Here is a 25344-nt window from a genome sequence, read left to right on the forward strand (position 1 = left end):
CGTTGTCCGCGTGTCGTTTATGACCATCTTTATTTTTTCCGTTTGACAGGAGAGCCTTATGAGCCACATCAAAGTGCCCGCACAGGGTCAAAAAATCGTTGCCGGCCAAGCCGTTCCCAATAATCCCATTATCCCCTTTATCGAGGGCGACGGCATCGGTGTAGATATTACCCCCGTGATGATTGACGTGATTGACGCGGCAGTCGCCAAAGCCTACGGCGGCGAGAAAAAAATCCATTGGATGGAAGTGTATGCCGGCGAAAAAGCCACCAAAGTATATGGCGACAACGTATGGCTGCCTGAAGAAACTTTGGAAGCCCTGAAAGAATACGCCGTTTCCATCAAAGGTCCGATGACCACGCCCGTTGGTGGCGGTATCCGTTCCCTGAACGTTGCCCTGCGCCAAGAATTGGATTTGTACCAATGCGTGCGTCCCGTGCGTTATTTCAACGGCGTGCCTTCGCCCCTGAAAGACCCCAGCAAAACCGATATGGTAATTTTCCGTGAAAACACCGAAGATATTTACGCGGGTATTGAGTGGGAAGCCGAAAGCGACAACTGCAAAAAAGTCGTGAACTTCCTGCAAAACGAAATGGGCGTAAACAAAATCCGTTTCCCCGAAACGTCAGGCATCGGCATCAAACCCGTTTCCAAACAAGGCACACAACGTTTGGTACGCGCCGCCATTCAATACGCGATTGACAACGACAAGCCCAGCGTAACCTTGGTACACAAAGGCAACATCATGAAGTTTACCGAAGGCGGTTTCCGCGATTGGGGCTACGAGCTGGCGCAAACCGAATTCGGCGCAAAACCGATTGACGGCGGTCCGTGGTGTGAGTTTACCAATCCGAAAACAGGCAAACAAATCATTGTGAAAGACGCGATTGCCGATGCTTTCTTGCAACAAATCCTGTTGCGCCCTGCCGAATACAGCGTGATTGCCACCCTGAATCTGAACGGCGACTATATTTCCGATGCTTTGGCGGCACAAGTTGGCGGTATCGGCATTGCCCCCGGTGCCAATATTTCCGACCAATACGCTATTTTTGAAGCCACCCACGGCACCGCGCCCAAATACGCAGGTCAAGACAAAGTAAACCCCGGTTCGCTGATTCTGTCTGCCGAAATGATGCTGCGTCATCTGGGTTGGAAAGAAGCTGCTGATTTGGTGATTAGCGCGATGGAAAAAGCCATTGGCGACAAACAGGTAACTTACGATTTTGCCCGTTTGATGGACGGTGCGAACGAAATTTCCTGCTCGGCATTTGGTAAAGCCATGATTGAACGCATGTAATCAATCATTACTTGATAAAACAAACGGTTTGCCTTTTTCGGGCAAACCGTTTTTTGTTTATTCTTTAATTTCAAAAACCTGTCTTAAATACGCCAAAAAGGTGTCGTTATCGGTAACGGTTTTACCGGGGGTGTCGGAAATCTTGGCAACCGATTGACCGTTGCATTCCACCAGCTTGAGTACGATGTTCAGTGTTTCGTGTCCCAAGTCGTTGGTAAAGTTCGTGCCGATGCCGAAGCTGGTTTTAAAACGTCCTTTAAAATACTGGTGCAAATCCCATGCTTTTTCCAAGGTTAAACCATCTGAAAAGGTGAGCATTTTGGTGCGGCTGTCGATTTTTAAGCGGCGGTAGTGGGCATGGGCTTTGTCGCCCCATTCGTAGGGGTCGCCGCTGTCGTGGCGCAGTCCGTCAAACAGCTTGGCAAAATACAGGTCAAAATCGCGCAAAAACGCGTCCATGCCCACCACATCAGTCAGGGCAATGCCCAAGTCGCCACGGTATTCATGCACCCATGCTTCCAAAGCGGCTTTTTGAAAATCGCGCAAACGCACTTTTAGGGCTTGAAATGCCTGTAAAAATTCGTGTGCCATCGTGCCGATGGGGGTCAAACCCAGTTTTTTGGCAAGATACACATTGCTGGTGCCGCGAAAGGATTCGGGCGCGGCGCGAAACAGGGTTTCCACAACATGCTGTTGCCAAGCAAAGGTATAACGGCGGCGCGTGCCGAAATCGGAAATTAGAAACGGTGGGTCAGCAGGGTGCTGGCGGGCAGTATAGTCGCGCAACAGTGCCGCTTTCGCCTGTAAACGGCGTTCGCCTTCTGCTAAAACTTCAGGGGTTTCCAAGCGGCGGAAATACAGTTCGTTTACCATCGCCAAAATGTAGATTTCAAAGAACATTGCCTGAATCATCGGACCTTCCACACGGATGTGCAAACGTCCGTCTTCGCCGCCGCGCACGCTGACAAAACGGCGTTTGAGCTGAAACAGTTCCAAATAATCCACAAAATCGCTTTTGATAAAGCGCAGCGAACGCAGATAATCCAATTCATCAGCGTGGAAACGCAGGGTACACAGGGCATCCAGTTCTTGTTCCAAATCGGATTGAATGTCGGCAAGCGGGTAAACGGTGCTGGCGTTGCGGCAGCGGAATTCGTAAACGCTGTGGGTTTCGGGAAACTGGTGCAACACCACTTGCAGCATGGTGAATTTGTATAAGTCGGTATCGAGCAGGGAAGGGATAATCGGCATGGCGCAGGGCAGGTGGGGTGGAAAAAGTTCATTATATAGCGGATTGCGGGCAACGGGCGGCAATCGCGTTGGCAATTTTAAATTTGTGTTAAAATCGGCGTTCTTTTTGCCCTGCGGCTTCCAAACCCATAAAGGTAAATACGATGAAAGCCCTTTCTGTTTTTTCCAAACTTCTGCATCCGAATATGCTGGCGCGTTTTGCGGTGTATGCGCGTTTGATGCGGCTGGACCGCCCTATCGGTACGCTGCTGCTGCTGTGGCCCACATTGTGGGCGGTGTGGCTGGCATCAGACGGCCGTCCCGATTTTACCGTGTTGGCGGCGTTTGCAGTGGGTACGTTTTTGATGCGTAGTGCAGGTTGCGTGGTAAACGACTGGGCAGACCGCGATATTGACGGTCATGTTGCCCGCACCGCTTCCCGCCCCGCTGCACAAGGTTTGGTCAGCAAAAGCGAAGTGGTCAAACTTACGCTGGTGCTGTGCGGATTGGCAGCTTTATGCCTGATTCCCTTTGATTTTAAAACATGGCTGCTGGCAGTGCCTGCCTTGTTTTTGGCGTTTACCTATCCTTATACCAAACGGTTTTTTCCCGTGCCGCAGCTGTATTTGGGCTTGGCGTTTTCGTTTGGCATTCCCATGGTGTTTATGGCAACTTTGGGCGAAATTCCCGCTTTGGCATGGTGGTTGTTTGCCGCCAATGTGTTTTGGACGCTGGCATACGACACCATTTACGCCATAGCAGACAAAGCCGATGATTTAAAACTGTCGGTACAAACTTCCGCGATTACCCTCGGACGTTTTGATGCCGAAGGTGCAATGTTGTGTTACGCCATATTTGATTTGCTGATGATGCAAGTGGGATTGATGATTAACGCCGTGTGGCTGTATTGGCTGATGCTGGTGGCGGTGGTGTGCTGGCAGTGGCGTTTTTACCTGAATATCCAAACCCGCGAACCTCAAGCCTGTTTTGATACCTTTTTGCAAAACAATAAAATCGGTTTGTTGTGGTTTTTGGGCATTGTGATGCACTATGCTTATATTTAACAGATAATTTTTGACACCAAAACGGCGGCGCGTATGTTTAACATACCGCTGCCGTTTTGCCTACCGATTCAGCGTTTCAAATAATCCATACAAAACCGTAGCGCAGCTTCATAACCAAACGTCCCCAAGCCCGCAATCACGCCCAAGGCTTTGTCGGACAAATAAGAATGATGGCGGAACGGCTCGCGGGCATACACATTGGAAATATGCACTTCCACAAAGGGAATGCACACTGCCGTTAGTGCATCGCGCAGGGCAATGCTGGTGTGGGTGTAAGCACCAGCGTTTAAAATAATCATATCGGCACGACCACGTAATGCCTGTACTGCGCTGACCAAATCGCCTTCGCCGTTGTGCTGGGCGTGCGACAGTGAAAATCCAGATGCTTCTGCCAAGCCATTTAAATGGGTGACGATGTCTTCCAAACTTTGCGAACCGTAAAGATGGGGTTCGCGTAAACCCAATAGGTTGAGATTGGGACCATTCAATACTGCAATATGTGCCATGTGTGCGTTCCTTGTGTAAATAGACGGGTTATGCCGTTACTGTCTAAAGGCATGATATGATTGTAATCCGATTTTGCTGTAAAAACCATGATAATGATTTTGGTATGGAATAATCCGCCTACTGTCGCTGAATTAGATGCAGCATTACAACAATATCCCATGCGCCCTGTGCAATTGTTGTTGTGTTTTCAGGGGGCGCCGCCGCGTTATCCGCTTCCCACACATTCTGCGCCACCACTGGCTCATGCCCTGCACCGCGCCACTCGTTGCGCCCAAGCTGCCACGCTGTCGCCACCGCTGCCTTTGTTGCCACAGGTGGATTTGCGCCTGATTCCGCATCACGAAACCCCTTATATCCACGCTTACGCTCAAGCACATCATCTGCAATGGCAAACCGAAGCCCTGCCGCAACAGCCCTTACCGCCTGAAAAACCGTGGCTGACCGTGCCAAGCGTTGCCGCTGTGGAAAGTGTAGCGGTTATTGGTGCGGGCATTGCGGGCGCAGCAACGGCGTTTGAGCTGGCACGGCACGGCGTGCCTGTGCGTGTATTGGAAGCGGCAGATGCACCTGCCCGCGCCGCTTCGGGCAACCGTCAGGGTTTGCTGTATGCCAAAATTTCCGCCCATGCCACCGCACAAACCCAATTATTGTTGGCAGGTTACGGCTATACACGCCTGTTGTTGGAAACCCTGTTGCCCGAACGTGAAGCGTGGGGCAGCGGCGGTATTTTGCATCTGAATTTTAACGATGCGGAAACCCGTCGCCACCGCCAATTGGCAGAGCAGGGCGCACATCACGCCCATTTGTATCGCGCTGTTACAGCAGCCAAAGCCTCGGCGATTGCGGGTGTGCCTGTAACGCAAGACGCGCTGTATTGGCAACAGGGCGCGTGGCTGCATCCGCCCGCTTTGGTTAATGCCCTGCTTGTCCATGAAAACATCAGCTTGCACACCCGCTGCGCCCTGCAATCTGCCCAACACGACGGCACATATTGGCAATTACACACCACGCAAGGCAGTTTCCGTGCCAGCCATCTTGTACTGTGCTGCGGGGCGCAAAGCGCAGAAATGGATTTGCTGAACGGTTTTCCCGTGCGCTTGATACGCGGGCAAACCGCCGTTGCTGCTGCCACGCCCCATAGCCGCCGTTTGCGTGTTGCCTTATCGGGCGAAAGCTATCTTGCCCCTGCTTGGCGTGATGCCCACACCTTTGGCGCGAGCTTTATTGCCAACGATGGCGACAGCACTTGGCGCGATGCCGAACAACACGACAACTGTTTGATGTTGCAGCAACTGCACCCCGATTTAGCCGCAGAACTCAATGCCCCAGCCCCATTTTTACGCGGACACGCCGCCGTGCGTTGCGACAGCCGCGACCATTTGCCCCTAGTCGGCGCATTGGGCGATGTTGATGCCATGTTACAGACTTATGCTGCTTTAGCCAAAGACAAAAACTACCGCATTCACAGCCCTTGCCCCTATTTGCCGAATGTGTGGGCGAATACCGCACACGGCAGCCGTGGTTTGGTAACTGCACCCCTGTGCGCCGCCGAAATTGCCGCGCAAATTTTGGGCTTGCCCGCCGTGTTATCACACAGCCTGCGCCACGCCCTACACCCCAACCGCCTACCCATCGCCCGCTTGGTGCGTGGCGAAAAAGATTAAGCATTTAAACTTAAAGGATTGATTATGATTTGGCAAACCACCCGTTTTCAACTGGATTTATCCCAACCCAAAATCATGGGTATTGTGAATTTAACCCCCGATTCCTTTTCAGACGGCGGCACCTATTCTACCAGCGTAAGCGCTGCCCTGCGCCATGCCGAAACCCTGCTGAAAGACGGCGCAGATATTTTAGACATCGGCGGCGAATCCACCCGTCCCGATGCCTTACCTGTTCCGCCCGAACAAGAATGGCAGCGCATTGCCCCCGTATTGGCAGAAGTTTTGCGCTGGAATGTGCCGATTAGCGTGGACACGCGCCGCAGCAGCGTCATGCGTTTGGTATTGGCACACGGCTGCGCCGATATTATCAATGATGTGCAAGCACTTGAAGACACAGGCGCATTGGAACTGCTGGCGCAAAGCACCAATACAGGCATTTGCCTGATGCACATGCGCGGGCAACCGCAAACCATGCAGCAGCAGCCCCAATATGACGATGTGGTGCGCGAAGTGGGCGACTATTTGCGCGGGCGCGTGCAAGCCTGTACCGCAGCGGGGATTGCCCCCCAGCGTTTAACCGTAGATATGGGCATTGGATTCGGTAAGACCTTGGCGCATAACGTGGATTTATTGCGTGGATTGCCCGAATTGGCGCGGGTGTGCGGTGTGCCTGTACTGGCTGGCGTGTCGCGCAAACGCATGATTGGCGAATTAAGCGGGCGCAGCGTGCCTGCCGAACGGGTTAGCGGCAGCGTGGCTGCTGCGCTGTTTGCCGCAGAACGCGGCGCAAAAGTGCTACGTGTTCACGATGTGCGCGAAACCGCCGATGCCTTAAAAGTATGGTATGCTTTATCGCAGCCGTTTTTTAAGCAATGATTTTTTAAAGGAAAAAAACATGTCAGCCTTTCCTGAACTTACTCCCGAACAAATCCAGCAATATAAACAATGGTTAAACCAGCTTCAACAAGATTGGGGAGCCATGCAATCTTCTGGGTATAAGGATATACAAGCTGCGCAAACCGAAATTTATCAAACCGTTTTGAGCCGTTTGCCCTCGTCCGAACGGGTGTGCTTGCTGGTGTATTGCGCCCAAGAAATGTTTAAAATTAAGAATAGTTATTGGCGTAGCCCCGAGAGTGCGCTTACGGTGGCATTGTTGCGTAAAAACCTGCCTGTCAGCAGCCGTGAAGCGGTTTGGCTGTTAAGTACAGTATTTGCAGATGCGTCTGAAGGTGGGCGGACAGTTTGGTATTCCTATCCTGTAATGGCATTGCTCAAACAAATTGAAAAACATATCGGTACCGTAACAGACGATGAACTGCGTGATGTCTTGCAGTTGGCGTATCAGCGTGTATCCACTTCAAATATAAGGGGTTCAGAAGTAACTGTATTGGAGCAAAAACTGCAACAATTGCTGGGTATTCAGGTGGATAAGGTAGCGTTTTTTTATAATGATGATTTTGCGCAAGCACATAGCGAAGCATTGGCAGCTTTGCCCATACAGCAGCAGGTGGTGTGGGGCAAAATTTTTACTCATGCTGTGGGTGTGAAAAAAGCCAGCAAGCCTTCTGCGGTGTTTTTAAAAACCATGCGCACTTATATTGACGAATTGGGCGAAGCAGTATTTAAACAGCAGGTAACAGATTGGTTTACATGGATTTGTTATACTAAGGGTCTCTCGTGCCATGATATTGATAGGACAAGGGATGATTGGTGGGGTTATTGGATGTGTACGAAGGGCGAGCCTGTGGCAGAGGATAATCTTTATCTTATCAAATGTTTGGTATGGAGTTGTGCGCTGTGTGCCGATGAAGCCTTATTGGCTACGCTTAATGCCTTGGCATTACGCTGCTATGCAAAAGTAAAGGGGGTGGGCATGTCGCCGTTGACCAATATCGGTAATGCTTGTTTGTATGTTTTTGCGCAATCGGGTTTAAGCGGCATGAAGTATTTATCGCGTTTGCTGTTGCGCGTAAAAGCAAACAATATCCGTAAAATCATTGATAAATATATTAACGAAGCAGCGGAACGCCACGGCGTATCGCGCCAAACCATTGAAGATATGGGGGTGGAAGGTTTTGGTTTGGATGAAAATGGTGTTTATATAGAAATGTTTGCCAGCGGGCATAGCTGCCGTTTGCAGATTACAGGTGTTGGCAAAAGCAGCTTGGAATGGTTTAAAGCAGACGGTTCGCCGCAAAAAACCGTGCCTGCTGTGGTAAAAGAACAGCACGCCGAACAATTAAAAGCCTTAAAACTTCAGCAAAAAAACCTGAATATGACTTTAACGACCCAGCGCGACCGTTTAGACCGCATGATGCGCGGCGAGCAGCGCATGGCGTGGGATTATTTTCAGGAATATTATTGGCACCACGGTGTAATGGGCTGGCTGGCGCGTGGGCTGATTTGGCGGTTTTTTCAAGATGAAAACGATACGCAGGGCGTAGCGGCGTTTTATGTAGATGGCGAGTGGGTAAACCATGCAGGCGAAAGTGTGGATGTGGTGGCGTATTCGCAAGTGATGCTGTGGCATCCCGTTACTGCCGAAGCTGCGGAAGTGTTAGCATGGCGCAAATTGTTGGCAGAAAAGCAAATCCAGCAGCCGTTTAAACAGGCATACCGCGAAATTTACTTAATTACCGATGCGGAATTAAAAACGCGCACCTACAGCAACCGTTTTGCTGCGCATATTTTAAAACAACATCAATACATTAACTTGGCAAGGGGGCGTGGTTGGCAGGGCAGTGTGCAGAGTAGTTGGGACTATGGCAATGGTCAGATTACTGCTTTGGCATTGCCTGAATATGGTTTGCGTGCTGAGTTTTGGACAGATGGTGTGGGCGAAGAATATTCGGATTCGGGAATGTTTTTATACACTGCCACCGACCAAGTGCGCTTTTACCACGAGGGGGAAAACGATGCGCCGATAAATTTGATTGATGTGCCTGTGCGGGTGTTTTCGGAAGTGATGCGCGATGTGGATTTGTTTGTGGGGGTTGCCAGTGTGGGTAACGACCCGCATTGGCAGGATAACGGCGGTTTGCCGCAGTACCGCGATTATTGGCAAAGCTATTCGTTTGGTGCTTTGGTTGGCGAAGTGGCAAAAAGCCGCAAAGAAGTATTGGAAACGCTGTTACCGCGTTTAAAAATCAGTAAAGTGGCGCATATTGAAGATAATTTCTTGGTAGTGCAGGGCAAAATCCGCACTTATAAAATTCATATTGGCAGCGGTAATATTTTGATGTCGCCGAATGACCAATATTTGTGTATTGTGCCAGACCGCAGTAAAAAAGACCCGACACAGGGTTTGTTTGTGCCGTTTGAGGGCGATGCGATGTTGTCGCTGGTGTTGTCTAAAGCGATGTTGTTGGCTGATGAAAGCAAAATTACCGACCCGACGATTTTGTTGCAAATCGGGCAGTAATCATTAGGAATAAAAAAAACAGGCTTCGGATTCGGAAGCCTGTTTTTTGTGGATTAAGGTTGCCATGCGGCTAAAAATTCTGCCCAATGGGGGAATTCGGCGGCTTGGCTTTGGACGGTATGGCGCAGTTTCTCTACTTCGCTGTGGTAGGTGCTGGGGTTCATGCTGCCGTTTATCAGGCAAAAGCGCAGGTACATCAGGTAGGTATTGGCGGCATCGGTTTCGCAGTAGTGGCGGATGTCGTTTAATGCGCCTGCTTGGTAGGCGTGCCAAACTTGGCTGCCGTCCATGCCTTGTTTACCAGGGAAGCCGCATAATTTGGCGATGTCGTCCAAGGGAACGGCGGCGCGGGCATTAAATAGGGACAGTACGTCCATTAAGTCGCAATGGCGGGTGTGGTAGCGGTTGGTGTAGTTATTCCATTTGAAGTCGCGGCTGTCGGGAAAACCGCCGTCGCCGTTGTCCCAATAGCGGGGGGCGGGTGTGCCGTGCATCAGGGCGCGATAGTGCAAAACGGGCAGGTCAAAACCGCCGCCGTTCCAGCTGACAAGCTGCGGGGTGTATTTATCCAGCAGGGAATAAAAGGTGGTAATGATTTGGGCTTCGTTGTCTTCGGGCGTGCCGATGGCAGCAATGCGGATTTTGTCCTGCCAGCGCAAACAGCAGGCGATGGCGATAATGCGGTGCAGATGTAGGGGCAGAAAGTCGCTGCCGTTTTGGGCGCGGCGTTTTTGTAGGGCGTATTCGGCGGTTTCGGCATCGCTTAAGGTGTCGGGCAATTGGTAGAGCAGACGGATGGCATGGGTATCGGGAATGGTTTCAATATCAAAGGCGAGTATGGGGGTATTCATGGCAGTAAAGGCGGGAACAGTGAGTTGTGCGGCTATTGTAACGTGATGTGCGGCGGGGTTAAATAATAAATTGTGTTAAGGTGCGAGTGCGGCAGGCGGCTTTGCGGCATAATAGGCGGTTTTTAATATTTTGTTGCTGATGTGTTTGGGAATACGCCCTAACCGAACAAGCCATAAGGAATATTCATGAAAACCAAAACTTCTTTACGCACACTGATTCCCGCTTTGATTTTGGCGATGACCGCTTGCGGCGAAGTGCCTGCCGCATCGGGAAAAGCCGCTTCGTCGCCTGTTGCTGCCGCCGCGAAAAAAGCAGCCGTTAGCGCGGGCGAGGGCGTACCTGCCGATGTTGCCAAAACCATTGCCGCCACTTTGGAAAAAAATTACGCCGACCAAGGTTTGAAAATTCAAAATGTGGCAAGCACGCCAATGGCGGGCGTGTATGAAGTGCAAACCGACAACCGCCAAATTGTTTATACCGATGCCACAGGGCAATACATGATTGTGGGCGACTTAATCCGCACCCAAGACGGCACCAGCCTTACCGAAGAACGCCGTGCCGAATTAAGCGCGATTGATTTTGACAGCTTGCCCTTAAACAAAGCCATCCGCGAAGTGCGCGGTAACGGCAAATACAAAGTAGCCGTGTTTTCCGACCCCGATTGCCCGTTCTGCAAACGCTTGGAACGCGAATTTGACAAAATGAGCAATGTAACCATTTACACTTTCTTGATGCCGATTCCCACACTGCACCCGAAAGCCTATCAAAAATCGGTACAGATTTGGTGTCAGCCCAACCGCACGCAGGCATGGATTGACTGGATGCGTCAGGGCAAAAATCCCCCCAAAGTGGCAGATTGTAAAAACCCTGTGGAAGACGCCATCAATTTGGGTTTGCAATACGGCTTTAACGGTACGCCCACCATGGTGTTCCCCAACGGCAAAGTACAAGGCGGTTACGCGCCGATGCCGCAGTTGGAAACGCTGATTCAGGCAAACCAGAAAAAATAAATAACATTACCGATGCTTACGCCCGCCTTGATTTTCTTTTTTGGCGGGCGTTGGCGTTTGCCGCTACAATAGACCGTATGAATAACTGTTCCGATTGGGAGAACCACCATGCTTGCCAAGCAGCTTTTTGAAGACCTTGCCGCCAAAATCAGTGAAACCGTGGCAAACAGCCCCGCCAAAGATTTGGAAAAAAACGCCAAAGCGATGTTGGGTGGCGCGTTTGCCAAAATGGATTTGGTTACGCGCGAAGAATTTGATATCCAACAACAAATTTTAATTAAAACCCGCACCAAATTAAGCGAGGCAGAAGCGCGTTTGGCGGCTTTGGAAGCGGCGGTGTTTGCCACTTCTGCCCCTGCACCCAAGCCCGAAGTGCCTGCTGCGGAAGCGCAAACATCTGCTGCTGCGCCGTCTGCGGAAAATGAAAACGGGGAAAACGCCGCCGTTGCCGAACCCGAAGCCTTGCACGATGGTGTACGCAGCGGCGGTCAGCCCGAACAATCCGCTTAATTATCATGTCGTTTGCGCTGGTAAACAGCCGCGCCTTATGCGGTACGCACGCGCCTTTGGTGGAAGTGGAAACGCATTTGGCAAACGGTTTGCCGCAGTTCAATATCGTGGGCTTGCCCGATACGGAAGTGAAGGAAAGCCGCGACAGGGTGCGGGCGGCGATTGTGCAAAGCGGCTTTGATTTTCCTGCCAAAAAAATCACGGTCAACCTTGCGCCTGCCGATTTGCCGAAAGAATCGGGGCGTTTTGACCTGCCTGTGGCGTTGGGGATTTTGGCGGCTTCGGGGCAGGTAAACGCAGCGGCATTGGCAGATTACGAATTTGCGGGCGAGTTGGCGTTGTCGGGACGGCTGCGGGCGGTGCGCGGGGCGTTGGCAATGGTGTGGCAGGGGCATTTGGCGGGACGGGCGTTTGTGTTACCCGCCGAAAACGCCGAAGAAGCTGCGTTAATGGACGCGGTAAGCGTGTACGGTGCGGCGGATTTACGCGCAGTCGTGGCACATTTAAACGGACAAACGCCCTTATCCCGCGCCTGTGCGGTGCGCGATGATGTGGTACAGCTTGCGCCCTTGGCGGATTTGCGAGAAGTCAAAGGGCAACACACGGCGCGTTTTGCTCTGGAAGTGGCGGCAGCGGGCGCACACAGCCTGCTGATGATGGGACCCCCAGGGACGGGAAAATCCATGTTGGCACAACGTTTGCCCAGTATTTTGCCGCCTTTAAGCGATGCCGAACGCATTGAAGTGTGGACAGTGCGTTCGCTGCTGCCGCGCCACGACCATGTTTTGCCGCAGGGACGACCCTTCCGCAGCCCGCATCACAGCGCCAGTGCTGCTGCCTTGGTGGGTGGGGGTTCCGACCCGCGCCCTGGCGAAATTTCCTTGGCGCACAGGGGGATATTGTTTTTAGACGAATTGCCCGAATTTGACCGCCGTGTATTGGAAATGTTGCGCGAGCCTTTGGAAACGGGCGTGATTCACATTTCCCGCGCCAGTCGTCAGGCACAGTTTCCTGCGAATTTTCAGTTGGTTGCTGCCATGAATCCCTGTCCGTGCGGTTATTTGGGGCATCCGTCCAAACCCTGCCGCTGTACGCCTGAAGCGGTGCGCCGTTACCGCGACAAAATTTCAGGACCTTTATTGGACCGCATTGATTTAACCATTGAAGTGCCTGCCTTGCCCGCTGCCGATTTAACCCACGCCCAAGCAGGCGAAAGCAGCGCGGCGGTGGCAGAGCGCGTGGCAGCGGCGCGTTTGCGCCAGCACAACCGTCAAGGTAAAACCAATGCCGCGTTGTCGCCGTCCGAATTAGACGGCATCGCCGACATCAGTGCCGAAGCCCGCAACAGTTTGGCGCAGATGTTGGAAAAATTATCCTTATCGGCGCGTAGTTTCCACCGTATTTTGCGTGTGGCGCGTACCGTTGCCGATTTAAGCGGCGAAACCACCGTATCCCGTGCCCATGTATTACGCGCCATTGGCTTGCGCCGCGCCCTGTAGTGGTGCAACTGTTGCAACAAAGATGCGCCAAAACCCTGTTTGCCCGTGTGTGCTGGAATGCCCGCGGGCAAATCGTGTTAGAATGCGCGACAAGTAATTATTTTTCCTTTTGACCCTTTTTCCCATCGGATAGCAGTATGTCTTCTCAAAAAAACCATTTTTTGCAAAAAGGCAAAGGCTTGGTCGGCTTCTTGGCCGGCTTGGTTTTGGCAACCATGATTATTATTGCCGTTTTGCTGATGCTCAACAGCAACAGCAAACGCGATTTCCGTAACGACCCCGCTTTGGGCGGCGGTGCATCGGGTGCGGTGGCGCAAACCCCCGCTTCTGATGCCTTGCCCGAACAAGGCAGCGAAGCCGTAGCGGTTCAGCAGCCCACTCTGCCTGCCGAAACCGCGCCCGCGCAAACTGCTCAAACCACGCCTGCCGACAACGCAGCCGCTGTTGCAGAAAGTAAACCCGCAGCCCCTGCTGCCGAAACCGCCCCCGCCGTCAGTGCCGAAACCGCAGCAGCGGCAGCAGGCGCATTGGCAGGTGCAAAAGCCGCCCAGCAATCTGCCGACAACAGCAGCAATCTGAATCAGCCGCAGCGCAAACCCGTTCCCGTGTCGCCGCCGCCTGTCGCTGTTGCACCCAAACCTGTGCGTCCGCAAGCTGCTAATACTGCGCCTGCCGCACGCCCCAAGCCCAAAGCCGAAGTACGCGGTACCAGCGTTTTCCGTCCGCATGAAAACAATACTGCCCGTTACCGTCCCGCTCCCGCGCCGCGTCCCGAGCGTAATAATAATTTGGCAAACAACCGTCCCAAGCCTGCTGCGCCCAAAGCGGTTGAACCCATCAAACCCACACCCAAGCCCGCAGCCGTTGCCAAACAGCAGCCTGCCAAAGACCCAAAACCCACTCCGCAAATGATTTTGGAAACGGGCAATATCGACAAAGCGCGTGAAGCCGCCAAACGTCAGGCAAACACCAAGTCAGCCCCCAAAACCACAGCGGCTGCCAAACCCGAAAGCAAGCCCAAAGCACAGGCTTCTGCCAATAAAGGCGGCACGGTGGTATTTCAAACCGGTTCGTTTGCCAGCGCCCGCGCAGCCGATGCCCAACGTGCCCGTTTGGCGATGATGGGCGTGCAAACCAAAATTTCCGAAGCCAAAATTGACGGCAAATCGGTTTACCGCGTACAAACCGCACCCATGAGCGGCGAACGCGCCGGCAACACCCGTAACACCCTCAATAAAAACGGCGTAAATGTTTACGAGCGTTCAGGGCAATAATTTGGCATTTCCGATTTGAAAGTCTGCCCTGTGCAGCGGTATAATGGTTCGGGAAGGGCGCACACACCCTTTCCGAACCGTTGTTTCGCCAGCGTGTCAAAATATTTTACAAGAAAGGACAAGTTAATGACTTTGTTTAAAAAAGTTCTGGTTTCCGCTGTGATTGGCTTGGGTTTGGCGGGCAACGCCGCCGCGCTGACCGAAGGCACCGATTACGAAGTGTTGCCCAAAGCCATGCCCCAAACCCAAAAAGACAAAATTGAAGTATTGGAATTCTTTGGTTATTTTTGCATTCACTGTAAAAATCTTGACCCCGTTATCCGTAAACACGTCAAAACCTTTGCTTCCGATACCTATTTTCAAACCGACCATGTGGTTTGGGACGAATCGGGACATTTCGGTTTTGCCCGTTTGGCGGCGGCTGTGAATCAAACCAATTTGAAAGACAAAGCCAATCCCGAAATTTACAAAGCTATTTTTGAAGAAAAACGCGATTTTAACGACCCCGGCAAAACCATTGAATGGATGAAGTCGCAAAAAGCGTTTGACGGCAAAAAACTGCTGACTGCGTATAATTCCTTTAGCAATCAGGCACAAGCCAAGCAAATGATGGTGCGTACCGCCGAATACGGCATCAACAGCACCCCCACCGTGATTGTGGGCGGAAAATACCGCGTGCTGTTCCCCAAAGGCTTTGTGGAAGGCATGAAAACCGTGGACGAGCTGGTGCAAAAAGTGCGTGATGAGCGCGGTATGAAAAAACCTGCGCCCAAGCCTCAAGCCGCTGCGCCCAAAAGTAAAGGCATGGGTATTGCTGGTTCGGTAAACCGTTAATCGGTAAAATTTTTGTGCGCGTAGGAGGCGTTTAAGGGCGTTTCCTGCGCTTTTTTATTTAATTTGGAAAATCAAATGGATATTGTATTGATGTTTAAAGCCCTAATCATGGGGATTATTGAAGGGCTAACCGAATTTTTGCCGATTTCCAGCACGGGGCATTTGATTGTGGTGGGCGATTTACTCGGTTTTCACAGCAAGGGCAAAGTGTTTGAAATTGCGATTCAATTGGGTGCGGTGCTGGCTGTGGTGTTTGAGTACCGCAGCCGTTTTAGCCATGTGGCGCGTTTTATCGGGCGCGATGCGGCGGTAAACCGTTTTGTGCTGAATTTGGCGGTGGCGTTTGTGCCTGCGGCGGTGATGGGTTTGCTGTTCCGCAAGGAAATCAAACAGTTCTTGTTTAATCCGATTAGCGTGGCGGTGGCACTGGTGGTGGGCGGACTGATTATTTTGTGGGTGGAAAAACGCGCCCAAACCATCACCCCGCGTGTGCGCGAAGTAGATGAAATGACAGCGAAAGATGCTTTAATGGTGGGCGTGGCGCAGGTGTGTGCGCTGATTCCGGGTACATCGCGTTCGGGCAGCACCATTATGGGCGGAATGTGGTGGGGTTTGGACCGCAAAGCCGCAACCGAATTTTCGTTTTTCTTGGCGGTGCCGATGATGGTGGCGGCGACTTTTTACGATATTTATAAAAATTATCAGTTGTTTACTTGGGCAGATGTGGGCTTGATTGCGGTGGGCTTTGTGGCGGCGTTTGCGGCAGGTTTGCTGGCGGTACGCGCTTTGCTGAAATTTGTTTCCAGCAAAAACTATGTGCCGTTTGCCTATTACCGCATTGTCTTTGGCGGTTTGATTTTGCTGACTTATTATATGGGTTGGGTAAACTGGGCAACGCAGTAATACAAAAAACCTGTTGCCGTTTCGGGCAACAGGTTTTTTGACGGTTTAAATTAAGCCATTGCTTTGATTTTGGCAGCCAAACGGCTTTTGTGACGGGCTGCTTTGTTTTTGTGGAACACGCCTTTGTCGGCAATGCGGTCAATAATTTTAACCGATTGGCGGTACACTTCTTGAGCGGCGGCTTGGTCGCCTGCTTCAACGGCTTTAAGCACTTTTTTTACAGCAGTGCGGAAGCTGGTACGCAAACTGGCGTTGTGTGCGCGGTTTTTAACGGATTGGCGGGCGCGTTTGCGCGCTTGTGCGCTGTTGGCCATAAAGAAAACTCCTAAAGGATAATTCAGATTCGTAAAACGCGCCATTTTAATCACGATGGGCGAGAAAGGCAAGTTTTACAGGGCAAAAACACCGTATTCGCCACAATATGCGCCCTGCGGGCAGAATCCGTTTTAATCTTGCGCAGAATAATGTTAAACTGCTTGGGTTTGTAATGATGCCGTTTTTCAGAAGATTATGCCTTATCTGCAAGCCAGTATCCCCGTTGAAGAGCGTTTGGCGGAAGTGTTGTCGGACGCGCTGATGGAACAGGGGGCTTTGTCTGTTTCTATTGAAGATGCCGCCGCAGGCACGGATGCCGAAGAGCCGATTTTTGGCGAACCCGGTATGCAGCAGCGGGTGTGGCAGCAAAGTGTGCTGACCGTGCTGTTTGCCGAACATGATGATGTAAAAGCGGCAGTGGCGGCGGCGGCGCAGTCTGTCGGTGCAGCGGATTTGGATTTTGAGTTGACCAGCGTGGCAGACCAAGACTGGGTGCGGCTGACACAGGCTCAGTTTGAGCCGATTGAGATTTCGCCACGATTGCGGATTACCCCCACTTGGCACGAGGCACAGGGTGGGGCAGTGGCGGAATTGCGTTTGGACCCTGGGGTCGCATTTGGCACGGGCAGTCACCCCACCACACAATTGTGCCTGCGCTGGCTGGACGACCATTTGCGCGATGGCGAAACGGTGCTGGATTACGGTTGCGGTTCGGGCATTTTGGCGATTGCCGCGCTGAAATTGGGCGCAGGCGCTGCCACAGGCGTGGATATTGACCCGCAGGCAGTCGCAGCAGCTCAGGCAAATGCCGAACAAAATCAGGTTGATGCCCTGTTTTGTGCCGATGCCGATTTGCCTGAAGGCGGTCAGTTTGATGTGGTATTGGCAAATATTCTGTCCAACACGCTGCGGATGCTGGCGCAGATGTTGGCAGCGCGTACCCGCAGCGGCGGGCGTATTGTTTTATCTGGAATTTTAGAAGGGCAGGTTGAAGAACTGAGCGCATTGTACGCGCAATGGTTTGATATGAATGCCCCCGTTTACGAACAAGGCTGGGCTTGTCTCAGCGGCACCAAGCGTGCCTGATTAACCCGAGCAAACACATTATGAGCATAATTAAAGTTAATTGTCCCAGCTGCAAATCGCCTTTGCAGATTCCCGAACCCAAGCTGCGCGAAACGCAAGGGCGGGTGGTGTGCCGCGAATGCCAGCATATTTTCCGATTGGTGAAAAAAAGCAAAAACCAAGCCACTAAACCACGCACCGAAGTGCCGCCGCGCCCTGTGTTTAGCGAAGTGGGCAGCATGAGCGATGTTCCGCCTGCGCCCCATGCCGACCCCGTTTGGCCCAACGACGACTGGCCCAGCGCCGAGCGTCCTGCTGCCAAAGAGGTCGCACCGCAGCCGAAAAAGAAAAAATCCGCGCAGCAGCGTCCCAACTACCGTATACCCAAAGCCCAAGACAAACCGCCACGTCCGCCGTTTGCCGATGTGGGACAGCAGCCGTTTGCCTTTAATTTGTTAGACCCGCAAAACGCCAATATCCAAATTCCGCAGGTATCGGTCAATCCCCCTGCTGAAGAAGGCACAGCAAATCCGCCTGCTTTGCGCCCCAGCAATGGCGAGCAGCAGCAAAACAACATCACCATTCATACAGGCAGTTTGGTGTTTACGCTGGTGGGCGACGGGCAAAACAGCAGTACCACGCTGACAGCCCCCGAAAACAGCCCCGCTGCGCCCCCACAAATGGCAGTACAAATGCCCGCTTCCGTGTCGCCCGGCACGGAACTGAACTGGGTGGTGGCAACCATGGTGGCGTTTTTGGTGCTGATTTTGCAATTGGTTTATGTGAACCTGATGTTCTTGTAAACCGTTAGACCCCTTGCCAATCGGCAGATGCGGCGGACACGCGCCCCCAAGCCTTGGCAAGATTCCACACCGTTGCGCCAGCCTGCTGTCGCAGCGGTTTTTTCGCTTTGCCTGCCAATGCCGCAGCAAAACAGGTTACAATACCGCGTTTGTTTTCAGATTATTTTTACGGACACATACATGTTTAAAGCAATGGACAAATACCGTCTGCCCGCGCAAATTTTGCTGGGCGCAATCGGTATTTCATTTGTCGGATTCGGACTGGTGGGTTTTGAAACCCCGCGCAACGACCAATACATCGTCCAAATCGGCGACCAAGCCATTACCCGCCGCCAAGTGGACGAAGCCGTGCAGATGACCGCCCAAGCAGGCGGCAACGGCGCAGCACGCGAAACCGTTTTTCAAACCTTGGTTTCCCGCGCTTATCTGTTGGAAGGCGCGCGCAGCTTGGGTTTAACTGCATCCGACAGCCAAATCAAACAAATGATTGTCGATAATCCCGAATTTCACAATGCCGACAAAAAATTTGACCCCGCACTGTTTCAAAGCTATTTGGCAGGTCGCCACATTAGCGAAGAGCAATTTATGAGCGAGCAGCGCGATAACCTGACTGTACTCAATATGATGGCGGTATTGAATAATTACCCCGTGTCAGATGCACAGGTGCAAACGCTGTTGAACACCCAAGCCGCCACGCGCACCCTGCGCAGCGCAGGCATGAATCCCGCCGCTTTTGCCCAGCGCGTAAAAACCGATGATGCCGCTTTGAAAAAGTTTTACGATGCCAACAAGAAAAACTATATGCTGGCACAAGCAGTTAAGTTTGAATATGTGGTGTTGTCGCCCAAAGATTTGGCAGAAAAGCAAAAAGTAGAAGAAAGCGAATTAAAACAAGCCCTCGTGCAAAGCGAAACCCAAAGCATTCCCAAACGGCGTTTGTCGCATATTCTGATTAGCACCGAAGGCAAAGACAAAGCACAAGCCAAAGCGGAAGCCGAAAAAATCGCTGCTGAAGCCAAAGCAAACCCAGATAATTTTGCGGAATTGGCGAAAAAACATTCGCAAGATGAAGGCACTGCCGCACAAGGTGGCGATTTGGGCGAAGTGGCGCGTAACGGCTTGGGCGAAGACAGTAAAGCGGTGGAAGATGCCGCGTTTGCCTTGGCAAAAGGCGAAGTCAGCGGCGTGTTGGAAAGCAAATTTGGCTATCATATTGTTAAAGTTACCGATTTAAGCGAAGAAGGCAATGATGATGCCCGCCGTGCTGCTGCCGAAAAATCCGTTAAAGAACGCAAAGCCCAACAAGCCTTTGCCAAAATGCGCGAAGAATTGGGCGAATTGGCGTTCGCGCATCCCAACGAGCTGAAAACCGCTGCCGATAAATTGGGCTTAAATATTCAGAAGCGCGAACAATGGTTTACCCGTGCTGATGCCAACGGCGCAGGTGTGCCCGCTGCGGTGGTGGAAGCCTTGTTTGTGGGCGATGTGTTTGATAAAAAAATGAATTCTGAAGTCATCAGCGCCAACGGCGAAGCGTGGGTGGTGCGTGCAGTAGAAACCCGTGCCGAAACCGCGCAAAGTTTTGATACGGTAAAAGAACAAGTTAAAGAAGATTGGGTGCGTTCCGAAGCGGTGCGTTTGGCGAAAGAAGAAGCCAAAAAGCTGTTGGCACAATTGCAGGCAGGCAAATCTGCTGAAATGGTGTGGTCGCCCGTGCAAACCGTTGAGCCGGCACAATTGGCGCAGCAGCTGCCGCCGCAAGCTTACCGCGAGTTGATGAGCGCGATACCGCGTCAGGGCAAATCCGCTTATGCGCTGATTGAACGTGCAGGTGTGCCTGAAATTGTGGAAGTTCAAAGTATTACCGCGCCCAAATTAAGCCCCGATATGTCGGCAATGGTGCGCAATGTGTTGATGCAGGCACAGGGCGAAGCGCGTTTGCAGGCGTATATCAATAGCTTGAACAGCACCGTGAAAAGTCGTCAGGGTGCGGAAAAGCTGTCTGATAGCGAATAAGTTTAGGATAAACAATAATATGGAAATTATCCGTACCATTGCCCGTTTGCGCGAATGGCGTGAACAAGCGGGAAAAACGGCGTTTGTGCCAACCATGGGCAATCTGCACGAAGGGCATTTGGCATTGGTAGAACGTGCCGCGCAGGAAGCCCCGAATGTGGTGGTCAGTATTTTTGTCAACCGTTTGCAGTTTGGGCAGGGCGAAGATTTTGACCGTTATCCGCGCACTTTGGAAGAAGACGCTGCCAAGTTACGCGATGCGGGCGTAACGGTGTTGTTTGCGCCTGACGAAAGCGAACTCTATCCGCAGGTTTCCCAGCAATATCAGGTAGAACCGCCCAATCTGCAAAATGAATTATGCGGTGCGTTTCGCCCTGGGCATTTTCGCGGCGTGGCAACGGTGGTGGCAAAGCTGTTTCACATTGTGATGCCCGATGTAGCGTGCTTTGGCAAAAAAGATTATCAGCAACTGATGATTATTGAAGGCATGGTGCGCGATTTGAATATGCCCGTGCAAGTGGTGCGCGTGGACACGGGTCGCGCCGAAGACGGTTTGGCGTTGTCCAGCCGCAACCGCTATTTAAGCAGCAGCGAACGTGCCGAAGCGCCGCGCCTGTATCGCGTGTTGAGCGAAACTGCCGCTGCGCTGCGTGAGGGTGCGCGGGATTATGCTGCTTTGGAACGCGAAGCCGCCGCGCAATTGCAGCAACACGGTTGGACGGTGGATTATGTGGAAATCCGTGAAGCCGATACCTTAAACATTGCCCGTGTTGGCACACCACGTTTGGTGGTGTTGGCAGCGGCGCGTTTGGGCAATACCCGTTTGATTGACAATATTGAATTGGAAATCGCGGTTTAGCTTGCCTGCTGTTTCGGTGTTGAACCGGTAACGGCAAAATCAGCAAAAATGTAACTATTTATCCCTTAAGGAAAAAGCAATGAAAAAAACAATGTGTGTTTTGGCAGCGGCGTTGGCATTGGGCGGCTGCAGCGGCGCGGGCATGAATGCAGGTGGTGTGGATGTGGGCGGTACAGGCATGGGATTGGTAAAAATGTTTGTACAGAACCAATGTGTTGCAGAGCTTCAACAGCGCAATGAATGGCGTTTGATTGCCTTGGCGATGTCGGCGCAAACCCAGCAGGAATGGGAAAACAAAATCTGCGGTTGCGCCAGCGAAGAAGTGCCGAAACAGATTTCCGCCGCCGATTTCCCCCGCTTGCTGACCGAAGAAGGGCGCACCCAAGTGGCGGCAGACGTGACCGCCAAAACCGTGAGTGCCTGCTTTAAGCGTTTGTATTCAAAATAATATTGGCTGTTAAGAAGGAAAAAGCATGAAGTATATCAGCACCCGTGGCGGTGTTGCGCCGCAAGCGTTCAGCGATGTGCTGTTAATGGGTTTGGCACCAGACGGCGGTTTGATGATGCCCGAACATTATCCGCAAATCAGCCCTATCCAGCTGGGCAACTGGCGTAATTTGAGTTATCACAATTTGGCTTTTGAAATCATCAGCCTGTTTGCCGATGATATTCCTGCCGAAGATTTGCACGATTTGCTCAAGCGCACCTACCACGCCGAAACCTTTGCCACGCCTGAAATCACGCCTGTGCGTACTTTGAGCGACGGCATCAAAATTCAAGCCTTGTCCAATGGTCCGACTTTGGCGTTTAAAGACATGGCGATGCAGTTTTTGGGCAATGCTTTTGAATATGTGTTGGCGAAAAAGAACCAAAAAATTAATATTTTGGGTGCAACCAGCGGCGACACGGGTTCAGCGGCGGAATACGCTTTGCGCGGTAAAAAAGGCATTAATGTGTTTATGCTTTCCCCCAAAGGACGCATGAGCGCGTTTCAGCGGGCGCAGATGTACAGCCTGCAAGATGAAAACATTGTCAATATTGCCGTGGAAGGTTCGTTTGACGATTGTCAGGACTTGGTAAAAGCGGTACAAAACGATGCGTCGTTTAAGCAGCAATATGCCATCAGCACGGTAAACAGCATTAACTGGGGACGGATTGTCGCGCAGGTAGTATATTATTTTTACGGCTATTTCCGTGCTACGGAACACAATGGCGAACAGGTGAGCTTTTGTGTACCCAGCGGTAATTTCGGCAATATTTGTGCGGGACACGTTGCCAAGCAAATGGGTTTGCCGATTCAGCGTTTGATGGTGGCAACCAACGAAAACGATGTGTTGGACCAGTTTTTCCGCAGCGGCGAATACCGTCCGCGCACTACGGCAAACACTTATATCACTTCCAGCCCGTCTATGGATATTTCCAAAGCGTCTAATTTTGAACGTTTTGTGTTTGACCTGTTGGGGCGCGATGCGGAAGCGGTGCGTGGTTTGTGGGGAGAGCTGAATTCGGCACAAGGTTTCGATTTAAGCAATAAACTGCCGCAAATCCGCGAAAAATACGGTTTTGTGTCGGGCAAAAGCCTGCACGCCGACCGTTTGGCAACCATTCGTGCCGTATATGAACAAGACGGCGAATTATTGGACCCGCACACGGCAGACGGGGTAAAAGTGGCGCGCGCCTTGCGCGAAGCGGGCGAAACCGTGGTGTGCTTGGAAACCGCGTTGGCTGCCAAGTTTGAGGAAACCATTGCTGAAGCGGTAGGGCAGGTAAATGTGCCGCGTCCGCAAGGCTTGGCGGATTTGGAATCGCGTCCGCAAACCGTGCGCGATATTGCCTGCGATGCCGCCGAAGTGAAAAAAATTATCCGCGAAAAGGCATCTTGATTGCTGTTTTATATGGGAAAAACGCTGATATAACGGTATATCGGCGTTTTTGTTCCCGTAGGAAAATATGATGTGGCAGATTTACAATTGCGGCATTTGGCATTAAGATTCGTTATGGCAAAATTCGGCAAAAATTGACGGGTTTTGTGTTGGTGGATTGGTTGCATGGTTGCATGGCAACGTGATTGCTTATTTAATTATTCAAGCTGGGGGAAATTTGCTGATGGCTTCTATAAAAAACATATCGGTGCTGCAAGGAAAAAACACTTCTTCGCGCTATCGGGGTCTGATTTGGTCGGTGGCAGTGTTTTTAACATTGATTGCCATGCTGATGGTGGGTTCTATTTGGCTGTCTGCAAAAATCCGCAGCTACACCTTGGCACAACTGACTGCCGAGCATGTAAACCGCGATATACAAACCATTACCCAAAACCTGTTTAACCTGAAATTGAGCTATGGCGAAGACCCGAATAGCCCGCATATTCAGCATGCCTTAAAACTGGTTAAAGAAAACAAAAACGATTTGACCAACCATCTGAATGCTTTGCTGGAAGGTGGGGACATTGAGAATGAAGGCGGAAAATACGCCCTCTCGCCGCTTACCGAAGACGGCAACAGTCAGCGTTTGCAGCAGTTTAAAAGCGATTGGGAACCTTTAGCACGTCAAATAGATACGTATTTGGCAGAAGCCACTTCCCCGCTGGCGGATTCGTCCAGCTTGGACTTGTCGGTAATGAGTGCGCAAAACATCAATGAAAAGCTGCAAACCAATATTAACGGTGTACTCACTTCACTAAACAATAAAATTTCCAGCCGTACCGCATGGTTGGGTTGGATTCAAACCGCAGGTGTAGTGATTGCCTTGGGCTATTTCTTGGTATTCGTATTTTACTTTTTGAACCGTTTGCGTGATTCCGATGCGCGGGTAAATGCTGCGCGTAAGGAAACCGATGAAATCATGAATACCGTCAGCACGGGTTTGTTCCTGTTGGACAAAGACTTAAACATCGGTTCGCAATATTCCAGAGAACTGGAAAACCTGATTGGTCAAAGCCAGTTGGCAGGGCGTAACTTGGTGGAAGTATTGGGTAATATGATTTCCCAAGAAGATTTGAACACCACTCACGGTTTTATCGGACAGTTGTATAATCCGCGTGTAAAAGAACGTTTGATTGGCAGCTTGAATCCGCTTACCCGTCAGGCAATGACCGTTACCGACCGCAACAATAATACCATTGAGCGTTATTTGGATTTTAAATTCAACCGTGTATATCATGATGGTGAAATTTCGCGGATTTTGGTAAACGTATCCGATGTAACCGATGCGGTATTGCTGGAACGCAAAATTGAGGAAGAGCGCGAACAAAATGATTTGCAACTGGAAATGTTGAGTACCATTTTGCGTTCCGACCGTCAGATGATTGACGATTTTATCCGCAATACACAAAAACATAATATTAGTATCAACAATACCTTAAAAACACCAGGCGAACGTCAGGCAGAGCTGCGTAACAAAATTGACCATATTTTCCGCGAAGCGCACAGTTTAAAAGGTGAAGCCTATGCTTTGAATTTGCACGGTTTTACCGTAATTGCAGAAAATATTGAAAATGAATTGAAAAAACTGCAGGCGCAAAGTTCGCTTTCAGGTGAGAACTTTTTGGGCTTGGCGGTGCATTTGGAAGAATTGATGAACCTGACCCAAACCATTGAAGATTTGGTTAATCGTTTGGGTAACAGTGAGCCGATTCCTGTTCCGCAAGCAGCGTGCAAGTCTAAAATGTCAGATTATTACGGGCGTTTGGCTTCTGATGTGGCAGAGCGCAATAACAAACTGGTGGATTTTGTTTATTCGGGTATTCCTGAAGTGGAAGACGAGCAATTACGCACTACCATTCACGAAATTGCGGTGCAGCTGTTACGCAATGCGGTGGTGCACGGTATTGAAGTGCCTGCGGTGCGCCAAGCCAAACGCAAGCTGGAAGCGGGGCATGTGCGCATGAGTTTGCGCGAAACCGAAAGTAACTTTGTCTTGAGTTTGGAAGATGACGGTAACGGTATTGATTATGATGCCATTCGTGCCAAAGCGGTGGAATTGGGTAAATATTCTGCCGAGCGTGCCGCTTCGTTAAGCACCAAAGAATTGCTGATGCTGATGTTCAGTTCGGGTTTTTCTACTGTGGCAAAAGCCACAGGCGATGCGGGACGCGGTGTAGGTTTGGATGTGATTAAAGACCGTGTGAATGCCATTGGCGGTAAAATCAATATTTCCACTTCGGCGGGAGCTTATACGCGCTTTACTTTTACGTTTCCCAAAAAAGCCGCTTGAGGAATT

The 25344-nt window shown here is 51.3% G+C and carries 22 protein-coding genes; 18 read left to right on the top strand and 4 right to left on the bottom strand.

Translation table 11 applies throughout. The features are described from left to right. Positions 1–58: 58 nt before the first annotated feature. Positions 59–1297 (top strand): NADP-dependent isocitrate dehydrogenase, encoded by a 1239-nt coding sequence (icd, locus tag H3L98_RS06080; RefSeq protein WP_027021211.1) that lies wholly within the window; start codon positions 59–61, stop codon positions 1295–1297. A 57-nt stretch (positions 1298–1354) separates the two neighbouring features. Here icd and pncB read toward each other — a convergent pair whose 3' ends face one another. Then, on the bottom strand, positions 1355–2548 hold the full coding sequence (pncB, locus tag H3L98_RS06085) for a nicotinate phosphoribosyltransferase (protein WP_027021212.1): 1194 nt from the start codon (positions 2546–2548) through the stop codon (positions 1355–1357). Between the two features lie 143 nt (positions 2549–2691). Here pncB and ubiA point away from each other — a divergent pair, with 143 nt between their 5' ends. Further along, positions 2692–3591 carry a 4-hydroxybenzoate octaprenyltransferase gene (gene ubiA / locus H3L98_RS06090; RefSeq protein ID WP_084481829.1) on the top strand — a complete coding sequence of 300 codons (900 nt, stop codon included), beginning with the start codon at positions 2692–2694 and terminating at the stop codon, positions 3589–3591. Positions 3592–3659: 68 nt separating this feature from the next. Here the strand turns inward: ubiA and aroQ are convergent, their stop codons facing one another. After that, a complete protein-coding gene (aroQ, locus tag H3L98_RS06095) occupies positions 3660–4097 on the bottom strand; it encodes a type II 3-dehydroquinate dehydratase (protein WP_027021214.1) in 438 nt (145 codons plus the stop codon). 93 nt (positions 4098–4190) lie between these two features. Here aroQ and mnmC1 point away from each other — a divergent pair, with 93 nt between their 5' ends. Genes mnmC1 through H3L98_RS06110 form a run of 3 tightly spaced genes read left to right on the top strand, consistent with a single transcriptional unit; the run spans position 4191 to position 9186 of the window. Continuing rightward, on the top strand, positions 4191–5762 hold the full coding sequence (gene mnmC1 / locus H3L98_RS06100; protein ID WP_420838893.1) for an FAD-dependent 5-carboxymethylaminomethyl-2-thiouridine(34) oxidoreductase MnmC1: 1572 nt from the start codon (positions 4191–4193) through the stop codon (positions 5760–5762). 24 nt (positions 5763–5786) lie between these two features. Next, complete coding sequence (gene folP, locus H3L98_RS06105) at positions 5787–6638, top strand: dihydropteroate synthase (protein WP_034332983.1); 852 nt, start codon at positions 5787–5789, stop codon at positions 6636–6638. A 19-nt stretch (positions 6639–6657) separates the two neighbouring features. Then, on the top strand, positions 6658–9186 hold the full coding sequence (locus H3L98_RS06110; RefSeq protein ID WP_169733445.1) for a DUF4132 domain-containing protein: 2529 nt from the start codon (positions 6658–6660) through the stop codon (positions 9184–9186). A 53-nt stretch (positions 9187–9239) separates the two neighbouring features. On the opposite strand, the gene H3L98_RS06115 is transcribed toward H3L98_RS06110, so the two are convergent. Beyond that, a complete protein-coding gene (locus H3L98_RS06115) occupies positions 9240–10037 on the bottom strand; it encodes a 3'-5' exonuclease (protein ID WP_027021217.1) in 798 nt (265 codons plus the stop codon). Positions 10038–10223: 186 nt separating this feature from the next. On the opposite strand from H3L98_RS06115, the gene H3L98_RS06120 reads away from it, so the two are divergent. From H3L98_RS06120 to H3L98_RS06145, 6 genes are all read left to right on the top strand, one after another. Beyond that, positions 10224–11048 (top strand): DsbC family protein, encoded by an 825-nt coding sequence (locus H3L98_RS06120; protein WP_027021218.1) that lies wholly within the window; start codon positions 10224–10226, stop codon positions 11046–11048. 108 nt (positions 11049–11156) lie between these two features. Further along, on the top strand, positions 11157–11558 hold the full coding sequence (locus H3L98_RS06125; RefSeq protein WP_051531955.1) for an accessory factor UbiK family protein: 402 nt from the start codon (positions 11157–11159) through the stop codon (positions 11556–11558). Between the two features lie 5 nt (positions 11559–11563). Next, on the top strand, positions 11564–13057 hold the full coding sequence (locus H3L98_RS06130; RefSeq protein WP_027021219.1) for a YifB family Mg chelatase-like AAA ATPase: 1494 nt from the start codon (positions 11564–11566) through the stop codon (positions 13055–13057). Positions 13058–13194: 137 nt separating this feature from the next. Further along, positions 13195–14331: an SPOR domain-containing protein gene (locus H3L98_RS06135; protein WP_027021220.1), complete on the top strand. Its 1137-nt coding sequence runs from the start codon at positions 13195–13197 to the stop codon at positions 14329–14331. A 126-nt stretch (positions 14332–14457) separates the two neighbouring features. Next, positions 14458–15165, top strand: coding sequence for a thiol:disulfide interchange protein DsbA/DsbL (locus H3L98_RS06140; protein ID WP_034332985.1), 708 nt, complete (start codon positions 14458–14460; stop codon positions 15163–15165). Positions 15166–15240: 75 nt separating this feature from the next. Continuing rightward, positions 15241–16068 (top strand): undecaprenyl-diphosphate phosphatase, encoded by an 828-nt coding sequence (locus H3L98_RS06145; protein WP_027021222.1) that lies wholly within the window; start codon positions 15241–15243, stop codon positions 16066–16068. Positions 16069–16118: 50 nt separating this feature from the next. Here H3L98_RS06145 and rpsT read toward each other — a convergent pair whose 3' ends face one another. Further along, on the bottom strand, positions 16119–16382 hold the full coding sequence (rpsT, locus tag H3L98_RS06150; protein WP_027021223.1) for a 30S ribosomal protein S20: 264 nt from the start codon (positions 16380–16382) through the stop codon (positions 16119–16121). A gap of 196 nt (positions 16383–16578) precedes the next feature. On the opposite strand from rpsT, the gene prmA reads away from it, so the two are divergent. The 7 genes from prmA (at position 16579) to H3L98_RS06185 (ending at position 25338) form a co-directional block, all read left to right on the top strand. Further along, positions 16579–17469: a 50S ribosomal protein L11 methyltransferase gene (gene prmA / locus H3L98_RS06155; protein WP_027021224.1), complete on the top strand. Its 891-nt coding sequence runs from the start codon at positions 16579–16581 to the stop codon at positions 17467–17469. Between the two features lie 20 nt (positions 17470–17489). Next, positions 17490–18251, top strand: a complete 762-nt coding sequence (locus H3L98_RS06160) for a zinc ribbon domain-containing protein (RefSeq protein WP_027021225.1) — start codon at positions 17490–17492, stop codon at positions 18249–18251. A 180-nt stretch (positions 18252–18431) separates the two neighbouring features. Next, the gene (locus H3L98_RS06165) at positions 18432–20267 is read left to right on the top strand and encodes a SurA N-terminal domain-containing protein (RefSeq protein ID WP_027021226.1); all 1836 of its coding nucleotides are present in this window, start codon (positions 18432–18434) and stop codon (positions 20265–20267) included. A gap of 19 nt (positions 20268–20286) precedes the next feature. After that, positions 20287–21126: a pantoate--beta-alanine ligase gene (gene panC / locus H3L98_RS06170; RefSeq protein WP_027021227.1), complete on the top strand. Its 840-nt coding sequence runs from the start codon at positions 20287–20289 to the stop codon at positions 21124–21126. Between the two features lie 79 nt (positions 21127–21205). Continuing rightward, positions 21206–21574: a hypothetical protein gene (locus H3L98_RS06175; protein ID WP_027021228.1), complete on the top strand. Its 369-nt coding sequence runs from the start codon at positions 21206–21208 to the stop codon at positions 21572–21574. A 25-nt stretch (positions 21575–21599) separates the two neighbouring features. Further along, positions 21600–23009, top strand: a complete 1410-nt coding sequence (gene thrC / locus H3L98_RS06180) for a threonine synthase (RefSeq protein ID WP_027021229.1) — start codon at positions 21600–21602, stop codon at positions 23007–23009. Positions 23010–23232: 223 nt separating this feature from the next. Then, entirely contained in the window at positions 23233–25338 is a 2106-nt protein-coding gene (locus H3L98_RS06185; RefSeq protein WP_027021230.1) for an ATP-binding protein, read from the top strand. Positions 25339–25344: the final 6 nt, after the last annotated feature.

It is taken from the genome of Conchiformibius steedae, from assembly GCF_014054725.1.
GTDB classification, from domain to species: domain Bacteria; phylum Pseudomonadota; class Gammaproteobacteria; order Burkholderiales; family Neisseriaceae; genus Conchiformibius; species Conchiformibius steedae.

Coding starts and splice junctions, on each gene's coding strand:
- icd (WP_027021211.1), top strand. CDS start 59: ATGAGCCACATCAAAGTGCCCGCACAGGGTCAAAAAATCGTTGCCGGC.
- pncB (WP_027021212.1), bottom strand. CDS start 2,548: ATGCCGATTATCCCTTCCCTGCTCGATACCGACTTATACAAATTCACC.
- ubiA (WP_084481829.1), top strand. CDS start 2,692: ATGAAAGCCCTTTCTGTTTTTTCCAAACTTCTGCATCCGAATATGCTG.
- aroQ (WP_027021214.1), bottom strand. CDS start 4,097: ATGGCACATATTGCAGTATTGAATGGTCCCAATCTCAACCTATTGGGT.
- mnmC1 (WP_420838893.1), top strand. CDS start 4,191: ATGATTTTGGTATGGAATAATCCGCCTACTGTCGCTGAATTAGATGCA.
- folP (WP_034332983.1), top strand. CDS start 5,787: ATGATTTGGCAAACCACCCGTTTTCAACTGGATTTATCCCAACCCAAA.
- H3L98_RS06110 (WP_169733445.1), top strand. CDS start 6,658: ATGTCAGCCTTTCCTGAACTTACTCCCGAACAAATCCAGCAATATAAA.
- H3L98_RS06115 (WP_027021217.1), bottom strand. CDS start 10,037: ATGAATACCCCCATACTCGCCTTTGATATTGAAACCATTCCCGATACC.
- H3L98_RS06120 (WP_027021218.1), top strand. CDS start 10,224: ATGAAAACCAAAACTTCTTTACGCACACTGATTCCCGCTTTGATTTTG.
- H3L98_RS06125 (WP_051531955.1), top strand. CDS start 11,157: ATGCTTGCCAAGCAGCTTTTTGAAGACCTTGCCGCCAAAATCAGTGAA.
- H3L98_RS06130 (WP_027021219.1), top strand. CDS start 11,564: ATGTCGTTTGCGCTGGTAAACAGCCGCGCCTTATGCGGTACGCACGCG.
- H3L98_RS06135 (WP_027021220.1), top strand. CDS start 13,195: ATGTCTTCTCAAAAAAACCATTTTTTGCAAAAAGGCAAAGGCTTGGTC.
- H3L98_RS06140 (WP_034332985.1), top strand. CDS start 14,458: ATGACTTTGTTTAAAAAAGTTCTGGTTTCCGCTGTGATTGGCTTGGGT.
- H3L98_RS06145 (WP_027021222.1), top strand. CDS start 15,241: ATGGATATTGTATTGATGTTTAAAGCCCTAATCATGGGGATTATTGAA.
- rpsT (WP_027021223.1), bottom strand. CDS start 16,382: ATGGCCAACAGCGCACAAGCGCGCAAACGCGCCCGCCAATCCGTTAAA.
- prmA (WP_027021224.1), top strand. CDS start 16,579: ATGCCTTATCTGCAAGCCAGTATCCCCGTTGAAGAGCGTTTGGCGGAA.
- H3L98_RS06160 (WP_027021225.1), top strand. CDS start 17,490: ATGAGCATAATTAAAGTTAATTGTCCCAGCTGCAAATCGCCTTTGCAG.
- H3L98_RS06165 (WP_027021226.1), top strand. CDS start 18,432: ATGTTTAAAGCAATGGACAAATACCGTCTGCCCGCGCAAATTTTGCTG.
- panC (WP_027021227.1), top strand. CDS start 20,287: ATGGAAATTATCCGTACCATTGCCCGTTTGCGCGAATGGCGTGAACAA.
- H3L98_RS06175 (WP_027021228.1), top strand. CDS start 21,206: ATGAAAAAAACAATGTGTGTTTTGGCAGCGGCGTTGGCATTGGGCGGC.
- thrC (WP_027021229.1), top strand. CDS start 21,600: ATGAAGTATATCAGCACCCGTGGCGGTGTTGCGCCGCAAGCGTTCAGC.
- H3L98_RS06185 (WP_027021230.1), top strand. CDS start 23,233: ATGGCTTCTATAAAAAACATATCGGTGCTGCAAGGAAAAAACACTTCT.